This is a genomic window from Paenibacillus sp. J31R109 (assembly GCF_059692055.1).
This window is the reverse complement of sequence record NZ_JCAUAR010000015.1, coordinates 63569-84376: the sequence shown is the minus strand read 5'-3', so window position 1 is coordinate 84376 and position 20808 is coordinate 63569. Positions and strand designations below refer to the sequence as shown.

Below are 20808 nucleotides of genomic sequence, written 5' to 3'. Positions count from 1 at the left end.
TTTAAGACTTATAACTCTTCATCTCTTGTGTAGCTTCGCGTCTATCACCTCGGCTACAAACTTAGTATACGATACTCTATACAACATTTCATTGTTAAGTATTTTCCAGATGTGTAACTAGCTCTGTATCTTACTTGTTGTAGGTGATACCTATCAAGATTAATTTATATTTGTAAAAAATATATGTGCTATAACCATTTTGAAACTTAAGATCAGCTTAAAGGTTGCTGAATTAAGCCGTTGAAGCTCCTTAAAGTGAAAAAGAGACTCATTACCTTATCGGCACTAAGTCTCTTTTTCATTAATCTACACATTAAACTCTGAGAATTAAGAGCATAGCGAAACTACTTATTTAAGGAACCATCTTCTGCTGCTTCATCACACGGTATCCGATTATGGACGCTTGTGCACGTGTAAGCAACTCAGTTGGATCGAAACGTACTGTTTCTTTCTTTTCTCCAGGGAGCAAGGCATTCGGGATACCCTCGATCAGTCCCGCTTTAGACACAGCCTCAACAGCAGGTCTGGAATAGGACTCGATTCTATCGCCATCTGTAAATGCTTTTTGCAATGTGAGTAGGGATTTATTGAGATCTGTGCTCATTTTCATTTCGGCAGCCCTAGCAATCATGACAGCAGCGTCTTGACGCGTAATAGATCCGCCTGGGTTAAACCTGTTGCTCGCTTGTCCACGAATGATACCCGCTCTCGCGGCTGTCTCTACATATTTATAGTCGTAAAGCATGCCTATAGCGTTATCAATCTTGAGAACATCCGAGAATGTCGAGCTACCCGCGTAGTTCAATGGAAGCTTAAAGATCTTAACCAATATTTGAGCAAATTCGCCGCGTGTAATGTAATCATTTGGGCCAAATGAGAACGTAGTTTTCGCTTTCATTAAACCTTTAGAGTACAATGTTTCGAGCTCATTTCTTGCGAATGAGTGCCCTGTCATATCGTCAAAGGTACGATCCATGTACATAACTTGATAGTAACCAAACTTACGGAATGGTACGGTTATGGTGTTATTTTTGGTGTCTACAACGCCGCCAAGGTTCTTCCAGCCATAGTCTGTCGTGTTTGCGTAGTTGGCATAGATATCGTAGAAGAACACTGTAATGTATCTTCCAGAGTCTTGACGAATTGCAGGATCAAACTGCATGGTCAGTGAACCCTCTTGTGTAGGCACAACGAGTTCCGTATTTAATCGGTTAAAGTATGGTCTACTTCCTACATTGGTTGTATCGTAAGGATCCGTTCCTGTTCCTCTAAGACCTCTAGCTAAATTCTCCTCTGTTGTTTCTGTAAATGTTGGCTCTGGAATGTAACCAGCATCCATATAGTACAGATTACTTGCAGGATGGAAGGTATCTTCAGGAACTTTTACACTGATTTTTGCTTTGTAGTAACCAACAGCAGGGAAGAGTGTTTTATCTACTCGGCCATCTTCAGAATCTGCAATACCAAATAATATTTTGCGTTCAGAAGTAATGAACTGATTATTCTTACTATCCGGTACATTTCTCATCAGCTTGGTATCACGCGGGAAAGATAGCTGCAAACCTCCGTTAAATAGCTTATACTTTGATTCCATATCCTGTAATGTCTGTGCGCCCTGCACGTTCGTATTCGTATTGAATAGAATAAAGCTGCCATTCACCTTGGCGCCATTACGATTAATCGTAAATTTAATCTGGTTAGCACCTGGCTTCAGCCCCGTCACTTGATATAAGTATTGATCCACTGATGCAACAGTACGTTTCGTTGCTTCTTTCTTGTCGAAGAAAACACTATCCGCATTCTCAGCTTCAATAATGATGTTATAGAAATCACTATTGATGTTTGATTGCATTTCACCTTTTGTATTCTTAACTAATAAGGGTTGCACAACTGTGTACGGAACATTTTGTCTTGTAATTGTAATAGAACGAGTAGCTGTAATATTTGAATTATTGGTAATTCTAAATTCAAAGATTACGTCTGAATCCTCGAGCAACTTAAACTCAGTCGTTTTAAACGTTTGACCAACAAGAGAACTAAAATATGTCGTACCAGCCGTACCTAAAGCAGTTACAACCTCCGAACCAACTGTTGAGTCTACTGGAGTAACTGAATTTTGAATCGTTTGCTGATAAATAAGTGCATCTCCCTTAGCATCCTTGGTGTGTACAAGGAGGGTAAGTGCCTTTATTGCAGCGGGGTACCCTGCCGCATCGAGGCTTGAGAATATGCCATCAAAAGAGACGGTACGTTTTGTCGTTGTGTACTGGTCAGGGTTTGCACCTGGCAAGTATTGCGTTCCTTGTGTACCACTTTCGATTGGTTTAATCGAAGTAAATTGCGGTGCATCTGTTGAGAATAAATAAATATCATAGGATTGCTCTGTAATAAAGACATTATTTACGTAAATCTTAAATTTCAACGTGTTCTTTCCTTCAACCATAGGCGTACTTCCAAATTTGGCAAGTGGAATGGTGAAGTTGTTCAATGTTGCTGGTGTTGGAGGTGTCGTTGTCATATCTCCAAGAGATTTACCCAATGTTGGTTCATTTGGACCTGAAGCTACCTCTGGTGTACGAGAATCTAAAATAAAGATACTATCGTTCATGGATACTTCTACTTTATTAACAGGGACTGCTGCTATATCTTGATAGAAATTAACAAGTCTACCCGAAATACAAGCGTCTATAGCCCCACACTTTAAATTCGTAATATTCTTGATCGTCATACTATTGGAGATATTATTAACTAGAGCATATGGTGCATTGCTAATAACTAAATTGTAATCTGTTGTACTATAAGGAATCGTTGTACTTGCAGCGTTATACAACTCCACACTTAACTTTTTATTACCATCCGTAATCCCTTGCAGTGCAAGGTCAAATTTATACTCACCCGTAGTTCCAACCTGAGTACCTAAGATTGGATTGCTATCAGGAAAATAGGCACCATCTAGTTTCGTTTTAATAGCCACTGTTTTAACATTTGCATAAACATGAATATTTGCAGGCAGTTCATTTACATAATTAGCATCCAATAAACTAAGATCATTTTCAATAGATCCATTGCTTAGTGTTGTTTTATAAATAAATGGCTGAGAAGGATTCACATATTTAAATTTGTATTCTGTACTTACAGGAACAATCCCAGTCGAGGAAAGACCATCATGGAATGTAAAAGTAAGCCTTTGCTCATTAGCGGCAGTATTAGGAATAGAAGGAACCGTTAATTTGATATCCTTAACTATGTACTCATTACTGCGAGATAAGTTAGAAGCAGTTGATGAATACGTAGCATTCGACACTGAAGGTGAAGTTCCGCTCATACTGGCTAATCTTAAATCAATAGTACCGATCGAGTTGTCGTTTATAGCGATATCTACATAAGTGAAACGCAAAGAGTTCGATGTACTTAAATCACTTTTCACACTTGCCGTAAAGGTTAATTTATCCGTTTCAAATGAAGGGATTGTAATTAAGTCTTTTGGAGGTGCAGGGGTGATTGTATCCAAGGGATCATCTGTCTCTTGAATCTTCCCGTTAAAAGCAAATGGCTGTCCGTTATCATACCAAAGCTTTTTAACAACTTGATATTTATTCGTATCATTGCCTGCTAAGAAGGTAATAATGTTATCTCCTGGATTAAAACAGAAGCTAGTAGGTGAAGCACATGTCGATGATGCTTTGTTCTTGTCATCCCCGGTGAAATAGAAATAGCCATCATTACTTTTGAAACCTAGCTTAGGCAAGCTATCTCCAGTTAATGTAGCCGTAACACTCTGGGCATTTGATGCTTTCGTTTTAATTTGAATCCCAGTTGATCCTGCTTTCAGGGAACCACGGTCAATCGGATAGATCTTTCCTTCTTCGAATGGAGCATTATTGACCGTAATGTCAGATAAATTCGTTGTAGGAGCGTAATATAACCAACCTGGTGCAGAAGCAAGTGTATTGCTCTCTCCTAAATAAACAACAACTTTATTCAAACCTTCAGTTAATTGAATATTATCGAATTGCACAAGATTCGGTCCAATGGTTACAGCTTTGTTGTTCTTCTCCGTAACCACGGCACCGGAATTGATATTCGTAATTTCAAAATAAATGGAAGAGATTTGTGAATCTGTTACATTCGTTGTCTCTACTTTAAGTTTAAAAGGTAATTGCGTAATCCGTGTGACTAAATTGGTATCCGTTGGCCGTGCCGTCGATTGGCCAGCATTCGTCGTATCATTATACAACTCCTTAATAACAAGCGTAGATGCTGCGCTTGCCGCCATTACAGGCATCAAACTAATCATTAACGTCATTATTAGCAAAATGCTTGCCATTTTGGTATACATTTTTTTCAAAACAAGTTCCTCCTTATGTTATAAAAATGTTGTTATCATCAGTTAGGCCTATCCTTATAACTCTATGTACTACTAGCTTTCGACAATCCCTCCCATATTCTTCTATCATTCCACAAAAATAGACGCGGCTGACCGACAAAAGTTACTGTACATTACTTATCGGTAGATTTAGCCCAAATGTTTAGAGTAAGAATAACAACTGATAAATTTTTCCTGAATAACAAGAAAAACCCAGTCGCTAGGACTGGGTTTTATAATATCCGATAGTACTTATTTACCTACGCGATCACTCTGCACTTGTTTACCAACTAACTTTTGCAGGAAGTTGATCACAGGCTTACGGCTTTTGCTAATGATACCGATTGCTTCTGCTCCTACAAGCATTACGAGGAAAAGCGCTACAATAATCATGATCAATCCCCACGTGGAATCTTGGGAAATGAATACCGAGCATACAACCGCACTACCACCGAATATAGCAGCAATTCCATAGATGATCAGAACGCTTGTACGATGGCTGAAGCCCATTTGCAATAAGCAGTGATGCAAGTGGCTTTTGTCTGGCGCCGATATCGGCAGTTTATTCACATAACGACGAAGCATCGCGAAGAATGTATCAGATAAGGGCACACCTAGAATCATAATCGGAATTAATAGTGAAACAACAGCCGCTTGCTTAAAGCCGAGAATTGAAAGTGTTGCAAGGGCGAAGCCCAGGAATAAGGCGCCGGAGTCGCCCATAAAAATTTTGGCCGGATGGAAGTTAAAGAACATGAAGCCTGAAATACTTCCTAGCAAAATCACACAAAGCAAAATTACAGTCACATTACCCATCATAAGGGCAAGAATGAGAATCGTTGTTGTGGCGATACCAGAAACACCTGCTGATAAGCCATCAAGACCATCGATCAAGTTAATCGCGTTCGATACACCGACAATCCATAATATTGTAATCGGGATACTCAACCAGCCGATAGGCAAATTCGTTTCTCCGAAAGGAATGTTAACCAAATCTATCTTAAGACCAAAGGAAACAACGATACAGGCAGCGATAAGCTGTCCTAAAAGCTTCCATTTCGGTGATAGTTGAAAGCGATCATCGAGAGCACCTGTGACAACAATCACAAAGCCTCCGAGCAAAAGTCCAAAAGCAGCATCCGAGTTCACGGCATCAAGTGCTGGAGAGACGACGAAATAAGCTCCGACGAACGCAAGGAATATCGCTAATCCTCCTAGACGCGGCATAATTCGCGTATGAACCTTCCGATGGTTGGGGGCATCAACAGCTCCTACCCAGAAGGCAAATTTTTTGACCAGGGGTGTCAGCAACAACGCCATAACGCACGCAGCAATAAACCCTATCGCATATAATCCATACATGTCTTCTTCACAGCTCCTCTTGTCATGGGTGGCAGGCTGGTGTCCGCCGAAATGAATTATACTCCCATTCCGTCACAAATACTACTGCTAAATTCATCTGAAATGACCGTTTTCAGCCAATTTTCAAAGATATTTTCATCATTTTGTGACGTTCTCTTTGTCGCGCATCACTTTCACTGCGAATTTCGGGAGTAGAAGCATTCTCTTATAGCGCCAAGGCTCCTGTAGCAGGCGGTAGAACCATTCTAAACGTAATTTTTGAAAAATTACGGGTGCTCGTTTTAGCTTGCCCGAAAGCACATCGAAACTTCCGCCGACTCCCATCATCACCGGCACACCCAGTTGTTGTTTGTATTTCCCGATCCATGGCTCTTGATTAGCAGCAGCTCTACCTACCAAAAGCAGATCTGGCGCAGCATCTTTAATAGCTTGGATCACTTGAGCATCCTCGGCATCACCGAAGTACCCATCACGGACGCCAACAAGGTTGACCTTCGGGTATGTCGAGCGAATTTTGTCCGCAGCTGCTTGAATCACTTCATTAGAAGCACCAAGAAGGTAAACCTTCCAATCCTTCTTTTCTCCAACCTTCATGAGTTCATGAATCAGATCATAGCCGGGCACTCTTTCCGCAACAGGTTGGCCGACGCGAGCGGCAGCCCACACGACACCCGTTCCATCCGGAACGATTAGCTCTGCTTGTTGCATCATCTTCAAATAGGAAGGGTCATCCTGTGCGGCCATAACCATAATTGGATTAGCGGTAATGACCTGATGCGGCTGCTTTACCTCTATAACCTTCGATAAGTAATCTACGGTTTGTTTCATGCTCATTTTAGAAATAGGCACACCGTAGATTCGCACTTTCGGTACGGCCTGTAATGAAGCCAGCGCTGCTGGCTGATTTGTAACAGAAGTCGAGCTCATGATATCTCTTCCTTATTATTGACGTTATAGGTTGCAATTTGGTTGCTAGTTGGTGGAATGTGGCTGATGAACCGTATGTAGAAAGCTAGTTATTTCCTTTTGTAAAAGGAAATAATCCGCTGCGCGGGCAGCTGCGCTTGCGCCTTCAGCTGCTCAATGGCGGCACGCGAAGCAGCCGCCCACTGCTCTCGACCATCGAGGAGGCCAAGCGCCTCCTCCGTAAACCCCTGCGCATCGAAACGAGTTGTCGATGCGGCAGCTTTCATACCAAGCCTATGGAGGAACTGGTCGATCTTCGGATCGTACGAGATCCCCACCATAGGCACGAACTGCGAGGCTGCATAAATCAAAGAATGCAGCCTCATCCCAATCAGTAGGTCGCACGCCGCGACCTGCGCAAGCATGTCCTGCGGATGCGTGATGCCACGCACCATCTCCGCACGACCACCGTGATCGCCCAAGCGATCGATCACGAACTGCGACGCCACCTCATCCGAAGGAAGGTGGAAGGGCAAGAACCGCAGCTGCACATCCGTGCGGGCTGCGAGCAGCTCTTGCAGGGACCGCGCGAGAGCTTCCAGCTCGGAGCGGTCCTCGTTCCAGAAGCGGACGGACACGCCGATCGTCCGCACCGCACTAGGGCCGCCGAGTGCGTCAGCATCCGGCGCGCCCCCACCATCCCGGAGTGGCAAGCCCATCACCGGGTCAGGCACAACCGTGATGCCCTCCCGCGGGAGGCGCATCCGGCCCAACAGGTCCGCGGACTCCGTGTCGCGGACCGTCACCAACGCGCAGCGCTTGAACACGCTGCGGATCCAGCCGAAGAACATCGGCCGGCTCACCGGCCCGATGCCTTGCGAATAAACAAACGTTGGCTTCCCGAGCCACTGCGCTATTTTCAATACCGCTAAATAATACGGAATCGTCTTCGAGCTTGTTGCATCCTGCAGGAGACTACCGCCCCCGCTGATTAAGCCGTCTGATTCGCGCAGTGCCTTCAGTAATGAACCTGGCTTCATTCGATGATATGCTTTTACTCCGTACATTTGCGAAGTTTTCTCTGGATTAGCCGAAAGCACGATAGGCTCAATCTGAATGCCCTGCGCCTGACCTTGCTCCTGCAAAGCGAACAAAATCGATTGCAGCACAGCCTCATCCCCGCTATTATCGAAACCGTAGTAGCCGGATAACGCTATTTTGACAATTGGGGCTGTGCCCATCGTTTCCAACTCCTTGATAGAATTTCCCAAACTGCAATGAGTACTAGCCCGATGATTGCACCTAGCACAAGTCCGTAAAAGATACGGATCAAGGAAATGTGCAGCGGTGTGTGCAAGTGAGCAAAGGTATCCACCAAGGAAAGCTGACCAACGACACCGATGAAGAGTAAGTACACCGCATGACGATACCGAACGGACAAGTAAGCACCCAATACGAAGATCGGATGAGCCACTAAGAATTCTTTCGTCCGCGGGCGTACGCCTAATGTATTTTCCAAGAAAGAACGGAATAACTTCTCGATAGAAGAAGCTTGTCCTTCATTCCCCGTACGAGATAGGTAATAGAAAACAGCAGCAAGGCCTACGCCTGCAATAACAATCCACAATACACTTATATAGGAAGAAAGTAATTTGCGAATATTCGCGACCTTTTCCTTATACGTATTATTCTCACTAAAGAATAAGAGATACAGACCAACTATGGCAATTGGTAGCAAATGCAGCATCCCAACCCCTCTGAACTGCTGCAGCACCAAGGAGTATGTGACATGATTAAGCAATGCTACAACATAAACAATACCGATACAGGAAACGAGCGAAGTTCGCAGCAGTTGCCATAATCCATAGACTAATCCTGATTTCCACTTTGCAGCAGCTCCTGATCGTACCGACCTGATCGCCAACATGACAGCAACACTAGGCGCACTAATAGCTGTCGCTAACGCGAGTCCTTGTGCATATAAATTCGCCGAAAGCGTATGTAGAGCTACAAGACCAAGCAAACCAAGAACGAAGAAAACAATCGTCAATTCAGGTAAAAAGAATGAAATCATCCATACAATCAAGCTTAGTCCACCTAGTAGCAAGAAGAAACGAGCAATTTTCTGCCAACCTGTTGTATGTACATCGAATGCCTCAGCTTGTCCTAAAGTAAAACCTACCTCTTGGATACGAGGGATCGCGCCATCTGGCCCCTGCAAAGCTGCATAATAGGAAGAAAGCGGGTCAACTAGCTTCCCTTTATCTAAACTTTTCACTGGTTTGGCATTCAGAAACACCATGCGGATATTTCGGTCTTTTACAGCCAAAACAAGTCGATCTGAAACCCCTTGCACACGATCAGCAAGCTCGGATTTCTTTAATGGTTCTGTCAGTTTCTCGCCATCTTTCTCTGTAAAGGAGTGTAGGCGCACAACATTATAATTCGTTTGTTTAGCCAGCGTACTGAAACCTTTTTGAGGCTCCTTCAACAACTCAATCGCTGCGAGTCCAATCCCGTTCTTATTGAGCAAATCCGCCATTTTATTCAGATTCACTTCCGTATTCTCTTCCGTGTATCCAGGGACTTCATTCCCGTCTACGATGATTCGCTTCACACCAAAATCATGAAAATTCTTCAACATGACATCCATTTCATTCGTGTTGAATGGTCTACGATTCGCTAACCGTACGACGATTTGGAACCCTTGATCCTTCAGCATTTGCAGCGTGATCGGGTCTGGATCCATCGCCTTGATGGAGGCATCATCTAAGCTCATCTGAATGATGAGACCATTACGGTTTTTGAAGCTCCACGGCTTCACACCTACCTTAAGGTCTGCGAATGTTTTTTGAATTAGCGGCTCAAGCTTCTGCTGCGTCTGGCTATCCGCAAATAACACATACGTATAGTTCTCACTAGGGTTGCCTAGTGTTTGAGTCAGCATGGCCGCGTCACGGGAGCTGTACATCTCAATGCGACGGCTCTCCTTGAATTCACCTAATGTACTTTCGTAAACAGCCATCGAGCTTATGCCCGCGGCTTTCATATTCTTCAATTCCGTGTTCACAAAGTTCTGCGGGTTCGTCTGAACATCGGAGATATCCAATAAATCACGATAGTCAAAAACGAATTCCACTTGATTCGCCGACGTTTCCGTTTGGTGACGTGTATAAGCTAACGGCAAAGAACACAGCATGCCCAAAATCACAATCCACCACAAAATATTTCTTAACGGGTTATTCCAGGTTTGATACAAGTTCACCAGTTCGTCCACTCCTTAGAGCATGTACTTTTTTAGTTACTTTCCAATCCCGTATACATTCGAAAACCTCTCCGCCCCCAAGCACGGGAAAACCGCCCAATACATGGTAGAATTCACATCCAGCCATCCATTAGACGATCTATCCCTCATTTAGGTTCTGAAGAGGTTTTGTACACCTATTGCACTAACCGTCTACACGATTAAGTACGTATTGAATAATACCCTCTAGCTGCTGTGCAGCCTCAGGCCCTGTTGCTCCTTGAACTGCGAAATAGAATTTAATCTTCGGCTCTGTACCGGACGGACGCAAACAGAACCACGAACCATCTTCTAGTTTGAACTTCAGTACATTCTCGCGAGGTAAGCCCTGAATTCCTTGTGCATAGTCCTCTACAGCAATGACACGTGTGCCGCTGATCTCAGACGGCGGATTGGTTCTCCAAGCTTCCACCATACGTCCAATTTGTTCCACGCCGTCTTTGCCTTTGAGTGTTCTTGATTCCAGTTTTTCCAAAAAGAAACCAAAGGATTCGTATAGCTCTTGCAGCACCTCATAAAGGGTCTTGCCTTGCTTCTTATAATAAGCCGCTGCTTCCGCGATTAACATGGCTGCGATGACCGCATCCTTGTCTCTTGCGTAGCTGCCAGCTAGGTAGCCGTAGCTCTCTTCATAGCCAAACAGGTACGTATACTCCCCCGTTTGTTCGAATTGCGACATTTTTTCACCAATATATTTAAAGCCTGTTAAGGTATTTAGGGTTGGAATGCCGTAATGGTTAGCAATAACCGCACCCATTTCGCTAGTTACAATCGTCTTGATCACAACGCCGTTCGCAGGGAGTGTTCCACGCTCTTTCATGCTTCCCAAAAGATAGTTCACAATAATCGCACCAGATTGATTACCTGTTAGGACGACATATTCACCGTTGGTATCCTTCACAACTGCCCCCATACGGTCAGCATCTGGATCGGTTCCGATGATGATATCAGCATTCCAATCCTTCGCTTGAGCAATCGCTAACGTGAATGCTTCGCGCTCTTCTGGATTCGGCGATTTTACCGTAGAGAACTGTGCATCTGGTAGTTCTTGCTCAGCAACTACACGCACTTGCTCGAATCCTACAGCTTTCAAGACCTCACGAACAGGTACATTTCCTGCTCCGTGCAGTGGTGTGAAAATGACACGGAAATCATCGCTGATTTCCTTAATGACGTCCGGATTTTGACTAACAGCTGTTACAGCCTGGATATAGGCTTGATCAACATCTTCACCTAACCAAGCTAGCAACCCTTGCGCTTCGGCTTCTTGTTGAGTTAATTTCTTTACTTTATCAAAGGAATCAATGCTCTGTACGTGAGCAATAACTTGCTCAGCAAATTCAGGCACCAACTGCCCGCCGTCTGCACCGTATACTTTATACCCATTGTATTCAGGCGGATTGTGACTCGCTGTGACCACAACACCCGCTGTCGCACCTAAGTATCTAACAGCAAAAGATAGCTGCGGTGTCGCGTGCAACGTCTGGAACAAATAAGCCTTGATCCCGTTACCTGCAAAAACAAGTGCGGATTCCAATGCAAACTCAGGTGACATATGGCGAGAATCATACGCTAGAACGATAGCCGGATTAGCCGTGCCTGTTCCGTTTACATATTGCGCGAGGCCTTGACTAGCACGACCCACGGTGTATACGTTGATACGATTCGTACCAGCGCCAATGACCCCACGCAGACCGCCTGTCCCAAATTCAAGATCTTTATAAAAGCGATCCTCAATTTCTCTCTCATCATCTTGGATAGCTTGAAGTTCTTTCTTCGTTTGCTCATCAACAGCAGGGTCTTGGAGCCATAATTGATACTCTGTTTGTACACGCGTCATCGTAGTAGGTTCATCTCCTTTATATGTATGGGCTATTTATTAGCAAGGGCGAACATAAGCTCACCTTCGACTACCACTTTGTCACCAACTTTAGCCACAGCTTGACCTTTTACAATGGTTCCTTTTACTCGAGTGATTGTCATTTCTAATGTTAGTGTATCGCCTGGGACAACCTGTTGACGCCAACGAATCCCGTCTGCACCTGCGAACAGGCCGATTTTCCCTTTGTATTCAGGCATGGACAATACCGCTACAGCACCAACTTGTGCTAAAGCCTCAACAATCAAAACCCCAGGCATCACCGGATAACCAGGAAAGTGTCCTGCGAAAAAAGGTTCATTAATTGTCACATTCTTGATACCTACAGCTCTAACTCCTTCTTCTACTTCCAAAATACGGTCAACCAGTAGAAAAGGCGGACGGTGGGGTATGATCTCTTGAATTTGATTAATATCTAGCATCTTGCGTTCGTGCTCCTTTCAAATTCTTGTATAAAATACAAGGGAATTACTTACAATAGGGAGGTCCCTTCATATCCTGCAGAAGTGAAGGTTCATATAAGGGGAGCTTATGTAACGGTCTGTATAACAGACCCCTACATAGGCTCTTTTTTCATTTAACCGTACGTTATTTCGCTCGTTCGCCTCGATTCAATAGAAGGAACTGGAAAATATAGATAAAGGATGTTAAAAAAGAGACCCCAATGACATACCATAAATACGTGATGGCGAAGGTGAATTCGAACACAATAAAGAGGATGGCGAAATAGTAGAGCACCGTCGTCAGCTTCCCCATAACGTTCGCTGGAACGGTCAGTTTGCCTCTGAAATGAAAGAAGGCGGAGCCTATAATCATACCTGCGTCACGGATGAACATGGCCAGGGCTGCCTGCCAAGGAATCATCTCGGAGATGAGGAGTGAGAGGATGACTGCAATCATCATGCACTTATCTGCTAACGGGTCTAACATGACACCCATCGGAGTGATCATCTTGCGTGTTCTAGCTATGTAACCATCTAGAATATCCGTTAATCCAGCTACAAGTAGAATGATGAAGGAGGTTCGGATGTAGTCATTAAAAAAAAGCATGAGGTACACGGGGATTAGTACAAACCTGCTGATCGTGAGCATGTTCGGTATATTCAAGGTACTCCTCCTGCGCTAAGTATCCGATCCGAATTTTCAATATTTGGCAGATCAAGTCTGATGAAGTCTGTACTCATTATACCGCTGCTCGCACACAAAATAAACCATAACCCGCCCTTCTTGGACGGATGGGTTTATTTCAACATAAGTGAAAAGAAAACTCCCAAGCGGGAGTTCGATTAATTAGCAAAAACGAGATCGTATAAATGCCGCCAAGTGCTGATATGTAAAATTTCTGATGAAGGTTGTTGTCCCAGCTTCGTGTAGCCGACCCATAAACCAATATAGATCGCTAGAAGAGCCAGAACGGGAACGCGTATGATTTTGAAAATAAGCCATAGGATCTTCTGCCATTTCGGCCTTGGCTTCTTCTTAACTGGAGCAGGCTTATCTGTCATCGAGCCTATCCCTTCCTTTCTACGATCAAGCGCGTAAATTGTTAGCCATGTTCATCATCTGATCAGAGGATGTGATGGCCCGGGAATTCAGCTGCAACGCGCGTTGTACGACAACCAAGTCTGTCATTTCATCCGAGAGTGTCACATTGGATTGCTCTAGGAAGCCCTGCAACAAGCTAACACGAGTCGCCTCTGTTGCTGCCACGCCATTCACATCTTGCAGGATATTAGCCTTCTCAGCCGCTGTAATACCTGCTGGAAGCGTGTATAGATTATCTCCTACATCTTGAAGGAGCTGCGGTCTTACAACACGTACAAGCTTGATTTGACCTATTGTCACAGGAGCTGCTGTTGGATCCTGTTCATTGTAGCCTTGAATTGTGCCATCTTTGTCAACAACAGGTCGTATACCTGATGGTACATTAATCGGGTTGCCATTGGTATCTGCGACATAATGGCCCTCTTTCGTCGTAAGGACCGTCCCACCCTGACCATCTGGCGTTAAGCTGAATGCCCCGTTACGTGTCCAAGCCGGTTGAAACACTTGATTGCCGTTCTCGTCCACTTTACTAACAGCAATTTCAAACAAGCCATCGCCTTGAATGGCGAAATCCGTTGGAAGACTCGTCGACTGGATCGGTCCTTGTGCCAAATTCGTCTGAATTTGCACGAGCCTTGATCCCCATCCTTGGTTAAAACCAAGGGGTGAGAAGCGGCCTTGTTGGCGGAACCCCTCAGGCTGAGCTTGAACGTTCGTCAACACATCCTCAAAGGAAGCTTCTTTCTTCTTAAAGCCATTCGTATTTACATTCGCTATGTTATTGGAGAGAATATCCAGCTTTTGTTGTAAGCTATGCATGGATACCGATGAGTTGATCATGGAATTGTTCATGGTTGGCCCCTTCTCAAGCTAGATTTAGACACGTCCTACTTCGTTTGCAGCTTTGTCCATACTTTTGTCATACGATTGGATAACCTTCTGATTTGCTTCATAAGCGCGCAACGCTGCCATCATATCCACCATCGATTGCGCAGAATCCACGTTCGAACGCTCGATATAACCTTGACGCACTTCAACTTGGTCGCCTAAGGCAACTTGTGTGATCGTCGCTTCATCCCCTGGATTAATACGTAGCAACCCGTTCCCCTCGCGGAGCAAGAGATTCGGATTCTCTGCACGTGAAAGCATTAAACCAACCGGTGCGCCGGCGGCATCCAGTATTGGACGACCGTCGCTGTCCATGAACTCACCCTTAGCTGTTACCTTGAAATTGACAATCGGTTGCCCAGTGCCATCCAACAAGACTAAGGGTTGTCCATCTCTGCCCAGCACTTGTTCACCATTGGCATTAATAAGTTGACCTGCTGTATCGACAGTGAACTTCCCATTTAACGAGTAACGTTGTTCACCATTCCCGTTCAGCACCGTAAATAAGGCTTGAGGTTGAAACGTACGCTCCCCATCCTCATTCACGTACTTCCCTGTGGCATCAAAGGTCACGCCAGGCAATTGAATGTTCGATACAAGCGCAAAGTCGTACGGATTGCGTGTTTCCTGTAGATCACCTTGCGTATGAACGGAGATACTCTCCTCAGAAAACACACCTAAACTCATCTTTCCAAGCGGCGCTGGAGAGGCACCTTGTCCACCGCGAATCGTAGAAATAAGCATTTCTGGAAACGAACGCGACAAAGCATTCCCCTGCTTAAAGCCTGGGGAGTTCAAGTTCGCAATATTGTTCGTTACTGTATCATGTCTGCGTTGTTCAGAAATCATTCCTGCCGCCGCGGTATAAAGTCCTCTTAACATTTAGTCACCTCTTGGGTAGTGTAATTGATTAAAATTTTCGTTTCGTTACTTTATCTAAATTATCGAGCATAATCCCCGTGCCTTTAACAACACAAGACATTGGATCCTCTGCGATAAGTACAGGCACTTTCAATTCATCTGCAAGCAATTGATCAAGTCCATGCAACAAGGCACCGCCACCTGTCAGAATAACGCCACGGTCAATAATATCGGCAGATAACTCTGGCGGTGTCCGCTCAAGAACGCTCTTCGCTGCTGTGACAATCGAGGAAACCGGATCCCATAGTGCTTCCTGTACCTCGCTGGAGTGGATCGTAATCGTCAATGGAAGTCCAGAAACCATATCTCTTCCGCGAATATCCATCTCTTGATCTCGCCCATGTGGATATACCGTTCCAATTTTCAGCTTAATGTCTTCGCTTGTCCGTTCACCGATCAACAGCTTGTACTTATTTTTGATATACTTCATGATCGCGATATCGAACTTGTCGCCAGCGATCTTAATAGAAGAGGAGGTGACGATGTCACCCATGGATAATACGGCAACATCCGTCGTCCCTCCACCAATATCAACAACCATGTTACCGCTAGGCTGGAAGATGTCCATGCCGGCACCAATTGCTGCTGCCTTCGGTTCTTCTTCCATGAATACCTCTCGGGCACCGCTGCGCTCAGCCGCTTCGCGAATTGCTTTCTGCTCAACTGAGGTAATGTTGGTAGGGGCGCAGATCAGTATTCTCGGATGAGAATACCAATTCTTGCCCCCGATTTTTGCAATAAAGTGCTTCAACATCATTTCCGTAATATCAAAATCCGCGATAACACCATCCTTAAGAGGACGAATCGCAATAATGTTACCAGGTGTTCTACCTACCATGCGGAAGGCTTCTTCTCCAACAGCCAACACGCGTTTCGTATCGCTTTCAATCGCAACTACGGATGGCTCATCAAGCACAACTCCGCGACCTTTGACATGAATAAGCACATTTGCCGTGCCGAGATCTATTCCAATATCCTTGCTGAACATTTCTAATTAATCCTCCCTAAACCTACCGTCCATCCCGTGAAGAATCGGCGCTCTGATATACAGTTCTAATTATAAGCTAAATTCGCTATAAATGCATGTTTTCCTCTTTTTCCGTGAAATTTCGACACGCCCAGTTAAAGGAAACACAGGAAACATCTCGGGATGAAGGGTATCTTAGGACTTAACCGTAACAAGGACTTCGGAAAGTTTAGGATTACGGGTCTTCCGATACTTAATTTTCGTCGCTTCTCCTCCCCTAAGGTGCCGGATGGACTTATGATACTCCAAGATGTGTTTCACCTGATTGGCCAGGTCTGGGTTGATTTCCGGTAATCTTTCCGTCAAATCCTTATGCACCGTGCTTTTGGAAACACCGAATTCCTTAGCAATGGTGCGAACCGTATTCTTGGTCTCGACGATACAGGTACCAATCTTAATGGTTCGCTCTTTGATGTAATCGTGCACTCCCCTCGCCTCCCTACTCGAGATAGTTTGGTAAAGTATATGAGGGGCATGACTAGATATTCTACGTAACCAAGCCTGACAAGCTCATTTCCCATATTTATTTTCAAAATAATTAAAGAAAATCAGCTTTAGGTGCCCAAATAGGCCAAATGTCCAAGAAAAATATGAAAAAGCAGCAGGAATTTCCCGCTGCCTTTCACTTATGTAGGCCTTAGCCTCTTTATCGATATGCTCGAAGTTCGGCTTACTGTTTTACGTTCAAGAGGGTTTCTGGGTTAACGGCTGCATTGTCGCTAACTTGACGCACTTCAAAGTGTAAGTGTACGCCATCTTCCTTCTCGAAATCGTTGCTGCCAGCTTTGGCGATGATATCGCCTTTTTTCACTTCTGCACCCTTCGTTACCTTCACATCGGATAAACTTTGGTAAATACTGATCAAACCGTTGCTGTGTGTGATTTCAACCAGCTTACCTACAACAGGGCTTTGCTCAACAGCCGTAACTTTACCGCCAAGTGCCGCTAGCACATCAAATGCTGCGCCATCTTTCGCTTTCAAGTCAATTGCCGTGTGCGGTGTAAGTTGATCGAGGTATTCGATCATAGCCGCTGTTTTCACTTCATTGGATGCATTCGTGTCGTAGTAAGGAATTGCTACTTCGACAGCTGCTCTGTCTTTTACAGGCCATTGCATCGCTTCCGTAGTCCCGTTAACCGCGACAGCCCCATCATGTGGTGCTTTTGGATTATCGGTTTGTTCATTGCTGCTAACCTCAATACCCAGTTCATCTTGGCTGACTGTTTTCGTTCCTGCTCCCTGGTACACCCACATTAAGGTTAAGATAATTGCTGCTGCTGCCACATACGTCGCTGGGAATACCCATTTTTTAGCAAGCAATTTCTTCCATGCAGATGTTGAACCTTGTGCTCCTTGAACAGTTTTAGGAGCTTCTTCTTTCTGAAAACCTTTGTTATTATCACTCATGGTTATCACCTCATCAACCATTCTTGACACATTCCAAGGTTTTATACTTCCAGAAAGATATTTTTATAGAAACGATAAAAGTTTAAGATTTATGGAGAATCGTAGCCGCATTTTCGATAGAGATGCCCGTGTAATAGTAGGTTACGATCTCTTCCGCCGTCTTCCCTTCCTTGGCCATCCCGTTGGCCCCCCACTGACTGAGGCCTACACCGTGGCCATATCCGTACGTGGTGAAGGTAATTTGAGAGCCTGCCCATTTCCAAGCAAATTGAGAGGATGCTAGACCTAGCTTCTCTCTCACCTCGCGTCCTGTGAAAACCTTGCCGCCTATCGTTATACTTTTTATCCGATGACCAGTAGACCAAGCTAGCACCTTCATACCCTTCGCGCTCGTATCTGTGGTGGAAATACTAGGCACACCTAACTTCTGAAGCATAGTCTTGTAGTTAATCGTAACACTCTCTTTATAGCGTGAAGAGAGATTGATATCCCATGGGCTAGGCACACTGCGTAGATAGGGAGTTTTGAAAGGCCAATATTCCTCCGAATTCTCGGTATATCCATTACTTGTTGAGAAAAACGTCGCGTTGATCGGTTCATGTCCATATGTCAGTATTTTATCCTTCGTTTCGCTGACTGCTCTATCAATTTTGGCTATATTCGCTTCATACTTAGACTTGTCCCACTTCTCTCGAAGCTCTTGATCTGTCAGATAGGCTTGATGGGCAACCGTATCCGTCACAAGTGCATCATCGACTGGCATATTACTATAGTCCTTCTCTATGACTCTGCGCACGACATAGGTTCTCGCTGCCATCGCTTGCGCCTTAAGTGCCTCCAGCTCGAAATCAACTGGCATTTCGGCCGCTAGCACTCCTCTTACATATTGCTCTAGTGGAACGGTTTGCACGGTCGCCTGTTTCGTTAAATACACAGGAATCATCAACCCTTGATCAGCGTTTGTTACTTGTGTTTCTGTGCCTTCGATAGGGGCAGGGGGCCAAACTTCACCATTCGGAATCTTCTTGACTAGCAATCCAGGCACGATGATAGTGACACACAACATAGAAGATAAGCAAACAGCCATCCACAGGATGACTCCTTTTCTGATCACGCGTTTCTTTTTGAACATATGTCTGAGCAGCCTCCATAAGCGCGTTTACTAGCAGCAAGTTTAGTATGTCTTAGCTTATGAGAGGGGTTGCTAGAATAGAACTCGAAAGAGACTGAGGGGATTTGGAGTTTGAGAGAAGTCGAGGTAGATGAAAAATAGGTGCGTAGTAGGCCACTTGGCCTTGCACGAATGTGCGGATAAATGCATGGGAAGGCTACTAAGTCTGAGCTAATAGTTTGGGTCGGGCCGGAACCAAGACAACAAAAAAGAACCACCAGGATAATTCCTGATGGTCCCTTTCTCTTACGCTAGCGTTGGCTGGATATTAAAGAATCCAAGCTCCGCAACTTCCTGCTCGATTTCTTGTGGAACTGAGCGATAAATATCAGCACCAAGTTCACGCAAAACGTCCGTGATGTCGACATAGCCACGATCAATGTGGTGAACACCAGTAATCTCAGTCTCGCCCTCAGCTGCTAATGCCGCGAGGATAAGTGCCGCGCCTGCACGCAGGTCTGTTGCACAAACCTTGGCACCGCGAAGCTTCGAGTTACCACTGACGATTGCTGTCCGTCCGTCTACTTTAATGTTAGCGTTCATATTTGCGAATTCATCCACGTGCATAAAACGGTTCTCGAACACAGTCTCTGTGACAAGACTAGTTCCGTCAGCCACCATCAGCAGCGCCATCATTTGCGACTGCATATCGGTTGGAAAGCCCGGATACGGTAACGTTTTCACGTCAACCGCGCGCAGCGGACCTGTAGACCGTACACGAATACCATTCTCATCTTCTTCGACTGACACACCCATTTCCTGCAATTTGGAAATGACAGGACGAAGGTGGTCACCAATCGCGCCCTCCATGTACAGCTCACTGCCCGTAATAGCAGCAGCAATCATGTACGTTCCGGCTTCTACGCGATCTGGAATCACCGTATGTACGACGCCGCGAAGCTTCTCTACACCCTCAATGCGGATAACACCTGTTCCCGCACCGCGGATCACAGCGCCCATTGCATTCAGATAATTGGCCAAATCAACAATTTCCGGCTCTTTTGCCGCATTTTCAATCGTTGTTGTACCTTCCGCAAGCGTTGCGGCCATCATAATGTTCTCGGTTGCGCCTACACTGGCGACATCCAAATAAATTTTGGCACCCTTCAGGCGCCCTTTCACTTTCGCTTCGATATAGCCTTGACCCAGTTCAATATCGGCACCCATCGCTTCAAAGCCTTTGAGATGCTGGTCAATCGGTCTTGTGCCAATCGCACAACCGCCTGGAAGCGAAATTCTCGCTTGACCCAACCTAGCTAACAAAGGACCCATAACGAGGAAAGAGGCTCTCATTTTACGGACTAGATCATAGGAAGCTTCACAGGTATTAATCTGCCCAGCTCGGACTCGAATCACCTGACGGTTATATTCGACTTCAATTCCTAAGCTTTGTAATACTTTATTAATGACTAGTACATCGTCAAGGGGAGGCGCATCATGGATGACGCTTTCACCTTCCGATCCCAAAATGGAAGCCGCAATAATCGGCAGTACCGCATTCTTTGCTCCGTTGATTTTTACATTGCCAGCTAGCTTTCGGCCACCGCGGACGATAATTTTGCTCATCATGGTCCCTCCGCGCACTTATTTTATAAGACAGGTTTCGCACATTTCCTAAGTTTATCATTTGGAGCCGCATAGATACAACTGTGTTCTTTTGGCAGTCAGAGATGCCCTACATAGAGTTCGAAGCTTAATGTGATTTTCATTCCGTTCTATTATCCATTGTTGACAACAAAGTTGTTCATTATTCGGAAAATCGCATTAAAACATCCGACTGAAGCTCATGGAGAGACCTAAATACTGTATGAAAAAGCCCGCAACCAGCTGTCCAAGTCCGATCGAAAGTAATATTTGCAGCATGATGGCTTGCGCACCTTTGGGCCTTCTCAACAAAACATCAAAGCGGAACGCCTGCAGCGACCACCAAGCTAAACCAATGCAAAGAATATAGACTGTTATACTAGCCACATTCATCCACGACGCATATTGCGCCACTTCACTCCATTTGTCCGTCTCGCCCATAGGTCA

The 20808-nt window shown here is 45.0% G+C and carries 17 protein-coding genes; all 17 read right to left on the bottom strand.

Annotation, left to right across the window (positions count from 1 at the left end):
• Positions 1-352: 352 nt before the first annotated feature.
• The 17 genes from AC58QT_RS27660 to AC58QT_RS27580 all read right to left on the bottom strand — a co-directional run bounded on the left by AC58QT_RS27660 (position 353) and on the right by AC58QT_RS27580 (position 20802).
• Positions 353-4339, bottom strand: a complete 3987-nt coding sequence (locus AC58QT_RS27660; protein ID WP_497411876.1) for an S-layer homology domain-containing protein — start codon at positions 4337-4339, stop codon at positions 353-355.
• 279 nt (positions 4340-4618) lie between these two features.
• On the bottom strand, positions 4619-5728 hold the full coding sequence (locus AC58QT_RS27655; RefSeq protein ID WP_173117249.1) for a glycosyltransferase family 4 protein: 1110 nt from the start codon (positions 5726-5728) through the stop codon (positions 4619-4621).
• A gap of 138 nt (positions 5729-5866) precedes the next feature.
• The gene (locus AC58QT_RS27650; protein ID WP_497411812.1) at positions 5867-6655 is read right to left on the bottom strand and encodes a WecB/TagA/CpsF family glycosyltransferase; all 789 of its coding nucleotides are present in this window, start codon (positions 6653-6655) and stop codon (positions 5867-5869) included.
• An 89-nt stretch (positions 6656-6744) separates the two neighbouring features.
• A complete protein-coding gene (gene csaB / locus AC58QT_RS27645) occupies positions 6745-7875 on the bottom strand; it encodes a polysaccharide pyruvyl transferase CsaB (protein WP_497411811.1) in 1131 nt (376 codons plus the stop codon).
• A complete protein-coding gene (locus tag AC58QT_RS27640; RefSeq protein WP_497411810.1) occupies positions 7848-9899 on the bottom strand; it encodes a DUF5693 family protein in 2052 nt (683 codons plus the stop codon). Before AC58QT_RS27640 ends, csaB begins: the two co-directional genes overlap by 28 nt.
• Positions 9900-10083: 184 nt before the next feature.
• A complete protein-coding gene (locus tag AC58QT_RS27635; RefSeq protein ID WP_497411809.1) occupies positions 10084-11778 on the bottom strand; it encodes a phospho-sugar mutase in 1695 nt (564 codons plus the stop codon).
• A 32-nt stretch (positions 11779-11810) separates the two neighbouring features.
• Positions 11811-12239 (bottom strand): 3-hydroxyacyl-ACP dehydratase FabZ, encoded by a 429-nt coding sequence (gene fabZ, locus AC58QT_RS27630; RefSeq protein ID WP_029195635.1) that lies wholly within the window; start codon positions 12237-12239, stop codon positions 11811-11813.
• Positions 12240-12405: 166 nt separating this feature from the next.
• Positions 12406-12924, bottom strand: a complete 519-nt coding sequence (locus tag AC58QT_RS27625) for a CDP-alcohol phosphatidyltransferase family protein (RefSeq protein WP_310501093.1) — start codon at positions 12922-12924, stop codon at positions 12406-12408.
• Positions 12925-13103: 179 nt separating this feature from the next.
• Positions 13104-13322, bottom strand: coding sequence for a DNA-directed RNA polymerase subunit beta (locus AC58QT_RS27620; protein ID WP_310501094.1), 219 nt, complete (start codon positions 13320-13322; stop codon positions 13104-13106).
• A gap of 25 nt (positions 13323-13347) precedes the next feature.
• Positions 13348-14214, bottom strand: a complete 867-nt coding sequence (locus AC58QT_RS27615; RefSeq protein WP_497411808.1) for a flagellar hook-basal body protein — start codon at positions 14212-14214, stop codon at positions 13348-13350.
• Positions 14215-14238: 24 nt separating this feature from the next.
• Entirely contained in the window at positions 14239-15132 is an 894-nt protein-coding gene (locus AC58QT_RS27610) for a flagellar hook-basal body protein (protein ID WP_310501096.1), read from the bottom strand.
• 28 nt (positions 15133-15160) lie between these two features.
• Entirely contained in the window at positions 15161-16159 is a 999-nt protein-coding gene (locus tag AC58QT_RS27605; RefSeq protein ID WP_310501097.1) for a rod shape-determining protein, read from the bottom strand.
• Between the two features lie 174 nt (positions 16160-16333).
• Positions 16334-16624 carry a sporulation transcriptional regulator SpoIIID gene (gene spoIIID, locus AC58QT_RS27600; RefSeq protein ID WP_057313422.1) on the bottom strand — a complete coding sequence of 97 codons (291 nt, stop codon included), beginning with the start codon at positions 16622-16624 and terminating at the stop codon, positions 16334-16336.
• A 244-nt stretch (positions 16625-16868) separates the two neighbouring features.
• Entirely contained in the window at positions 16869-17606 is a 738-nt protein-coding gene (locus tag AC58QT_RS27595) for a peptidoglycan DD-metalloendopeptidase family protein (RefSeq protein WP_497411807.1), read from the bottom strand.
• A gap of 82 nt (positions 17607-17688) precedes the next feature.
• On the bottom strand, positions 17689-18738 hold the full coding sequence (spoIID, locus tag AC58QT_RS27590) for a stage II sporulation protein D (protein WP_497411806.1): 1050 nt from the start codon (positions 18736-18738) through the stop codon (positions 17689-17691).
• 285 nt (positions 18739-19023) lie between these two features.
• Entirely contained in the window at positions 19024-20343 is a 1320-nt protein-coding gene (gene murA, locus AC58QT_RS27585; RefSeq protein WP_310501160.1) for a UDP-N-acetylglucosamine 1-carboxyvinyltransferase, read from the bottom strand.
• A 198-nt stretch (positions 20344-20541) separates the two neighbouring features.
• On the bottom strand, positions 20542-20802 hold the full coding sequence (locus AC58QT_RS27580) for a DUF1146 domain-containing protein (protein WP_310501100.1): 261 nt from the start codon (positions 20800-20802) through the stop codon (positions 20542-20544).
• Positions 20803-20808 lie beyond the last annotated feature (6 nt).

Bases quoted from the DNA above. Each gene is read 5' to 3' on its own strand.
- AC58QT_RS27580 (WP_310501100.1), bottom strand. From the start codon at position 20,802: ATGGGCGAGACGGACAAATGGAGTGAAGTGGCGCAATATGCGTCGTGG.
- fabZ (WP_029195635.1), bottom strand. From the start codon at position 12,239: ATGCTAGATATTAATCAAATTCAAGAGATCATACCCCACCGTCCGCCT.
- AC58QT_RS27655 (WP_173117249.1), bottom strand. From the start codon at position 5,728: ATGTATGGATTATATGCGATAGGGTTTATTGCTGCGTGCGTTATGGCG.
- csaB (WP_497411811.1), bottom strand. From the start codon at position 7,875: ATGGGCACAGCCCCAATTGTCAAAATAGCGTTATCCGGCTACTACGGT.
- AC58QT_RS27635 (WP_497411809.1), bottom strand. From the start codon at position 11,778: ATGACGCGTGTACAAACAGAGTATCAATTATGGCTCCAAGACCCTGCT.
- AC58QT_RS27660 (WP_497411876.1), bottom strand. From the start codon at position 4,339: ATGTATACCAAAATGGCAAGCATTTTGCTAATAATGACGTTAATGATT.
- AC58QT_RS27620 (WP_310501094.1), bottom strand. From the start codon at position 13,322: ATGACAGATAAGCCTGCTCCAGTTAAGAAGAAGCCAAGGCCGAAATGG.
- AC58QT_RS27605 (WP_310501097.1), bottom strand. From the start codon at position 16,159: ATGTTCAGCAAGGATATTGGAATAGATCTCGGCACGGCAAATGTGCTT.
- AC58QT_RS27650 (WP_497411812.1), bottom strand. From the start codon at position 6,655: ATGAGCTCGACTTCTGTTACAAATCAGCCAGCAGCGCTGGCTTCATTA.
- murA (WP_310501160.1), bottom strand. From the start codon at position 20,343: ATGAGCAAAATTATCGTCCGCGGTGGCCGAAAGCTAGCTGGCAATGTA.
- AC58QT_RS27610 (WP_310501096.1), bottom strand. From the start codon at position 15,132: ATGTTAAGAGGACTTTATACCGCGGCGGCAGGAATGATTTCTGAACAA.
- AC58QT_RS27615 (WP_497411808.1), bottom strand. From the start codon at position 14,214: ATGAACAATTCCATGATCAACTCATCGGTATCCATGCATAGCTTACAA.
- spoIID (WP_497411806.1), bottom strand. From the start codon at position 18,738: ATGTTCAAAAAGAAACGCGTGATCAGAAAAGGAGTCATCCTGTGGATG.
- AC58QT_RS27595 (WP_497411807.1), bottom strand. From the start codon at position 17,606: ATGAGTGATAATAACAAAGGTTTTCAGAAAGAAGAAGCTCCTAAAACT.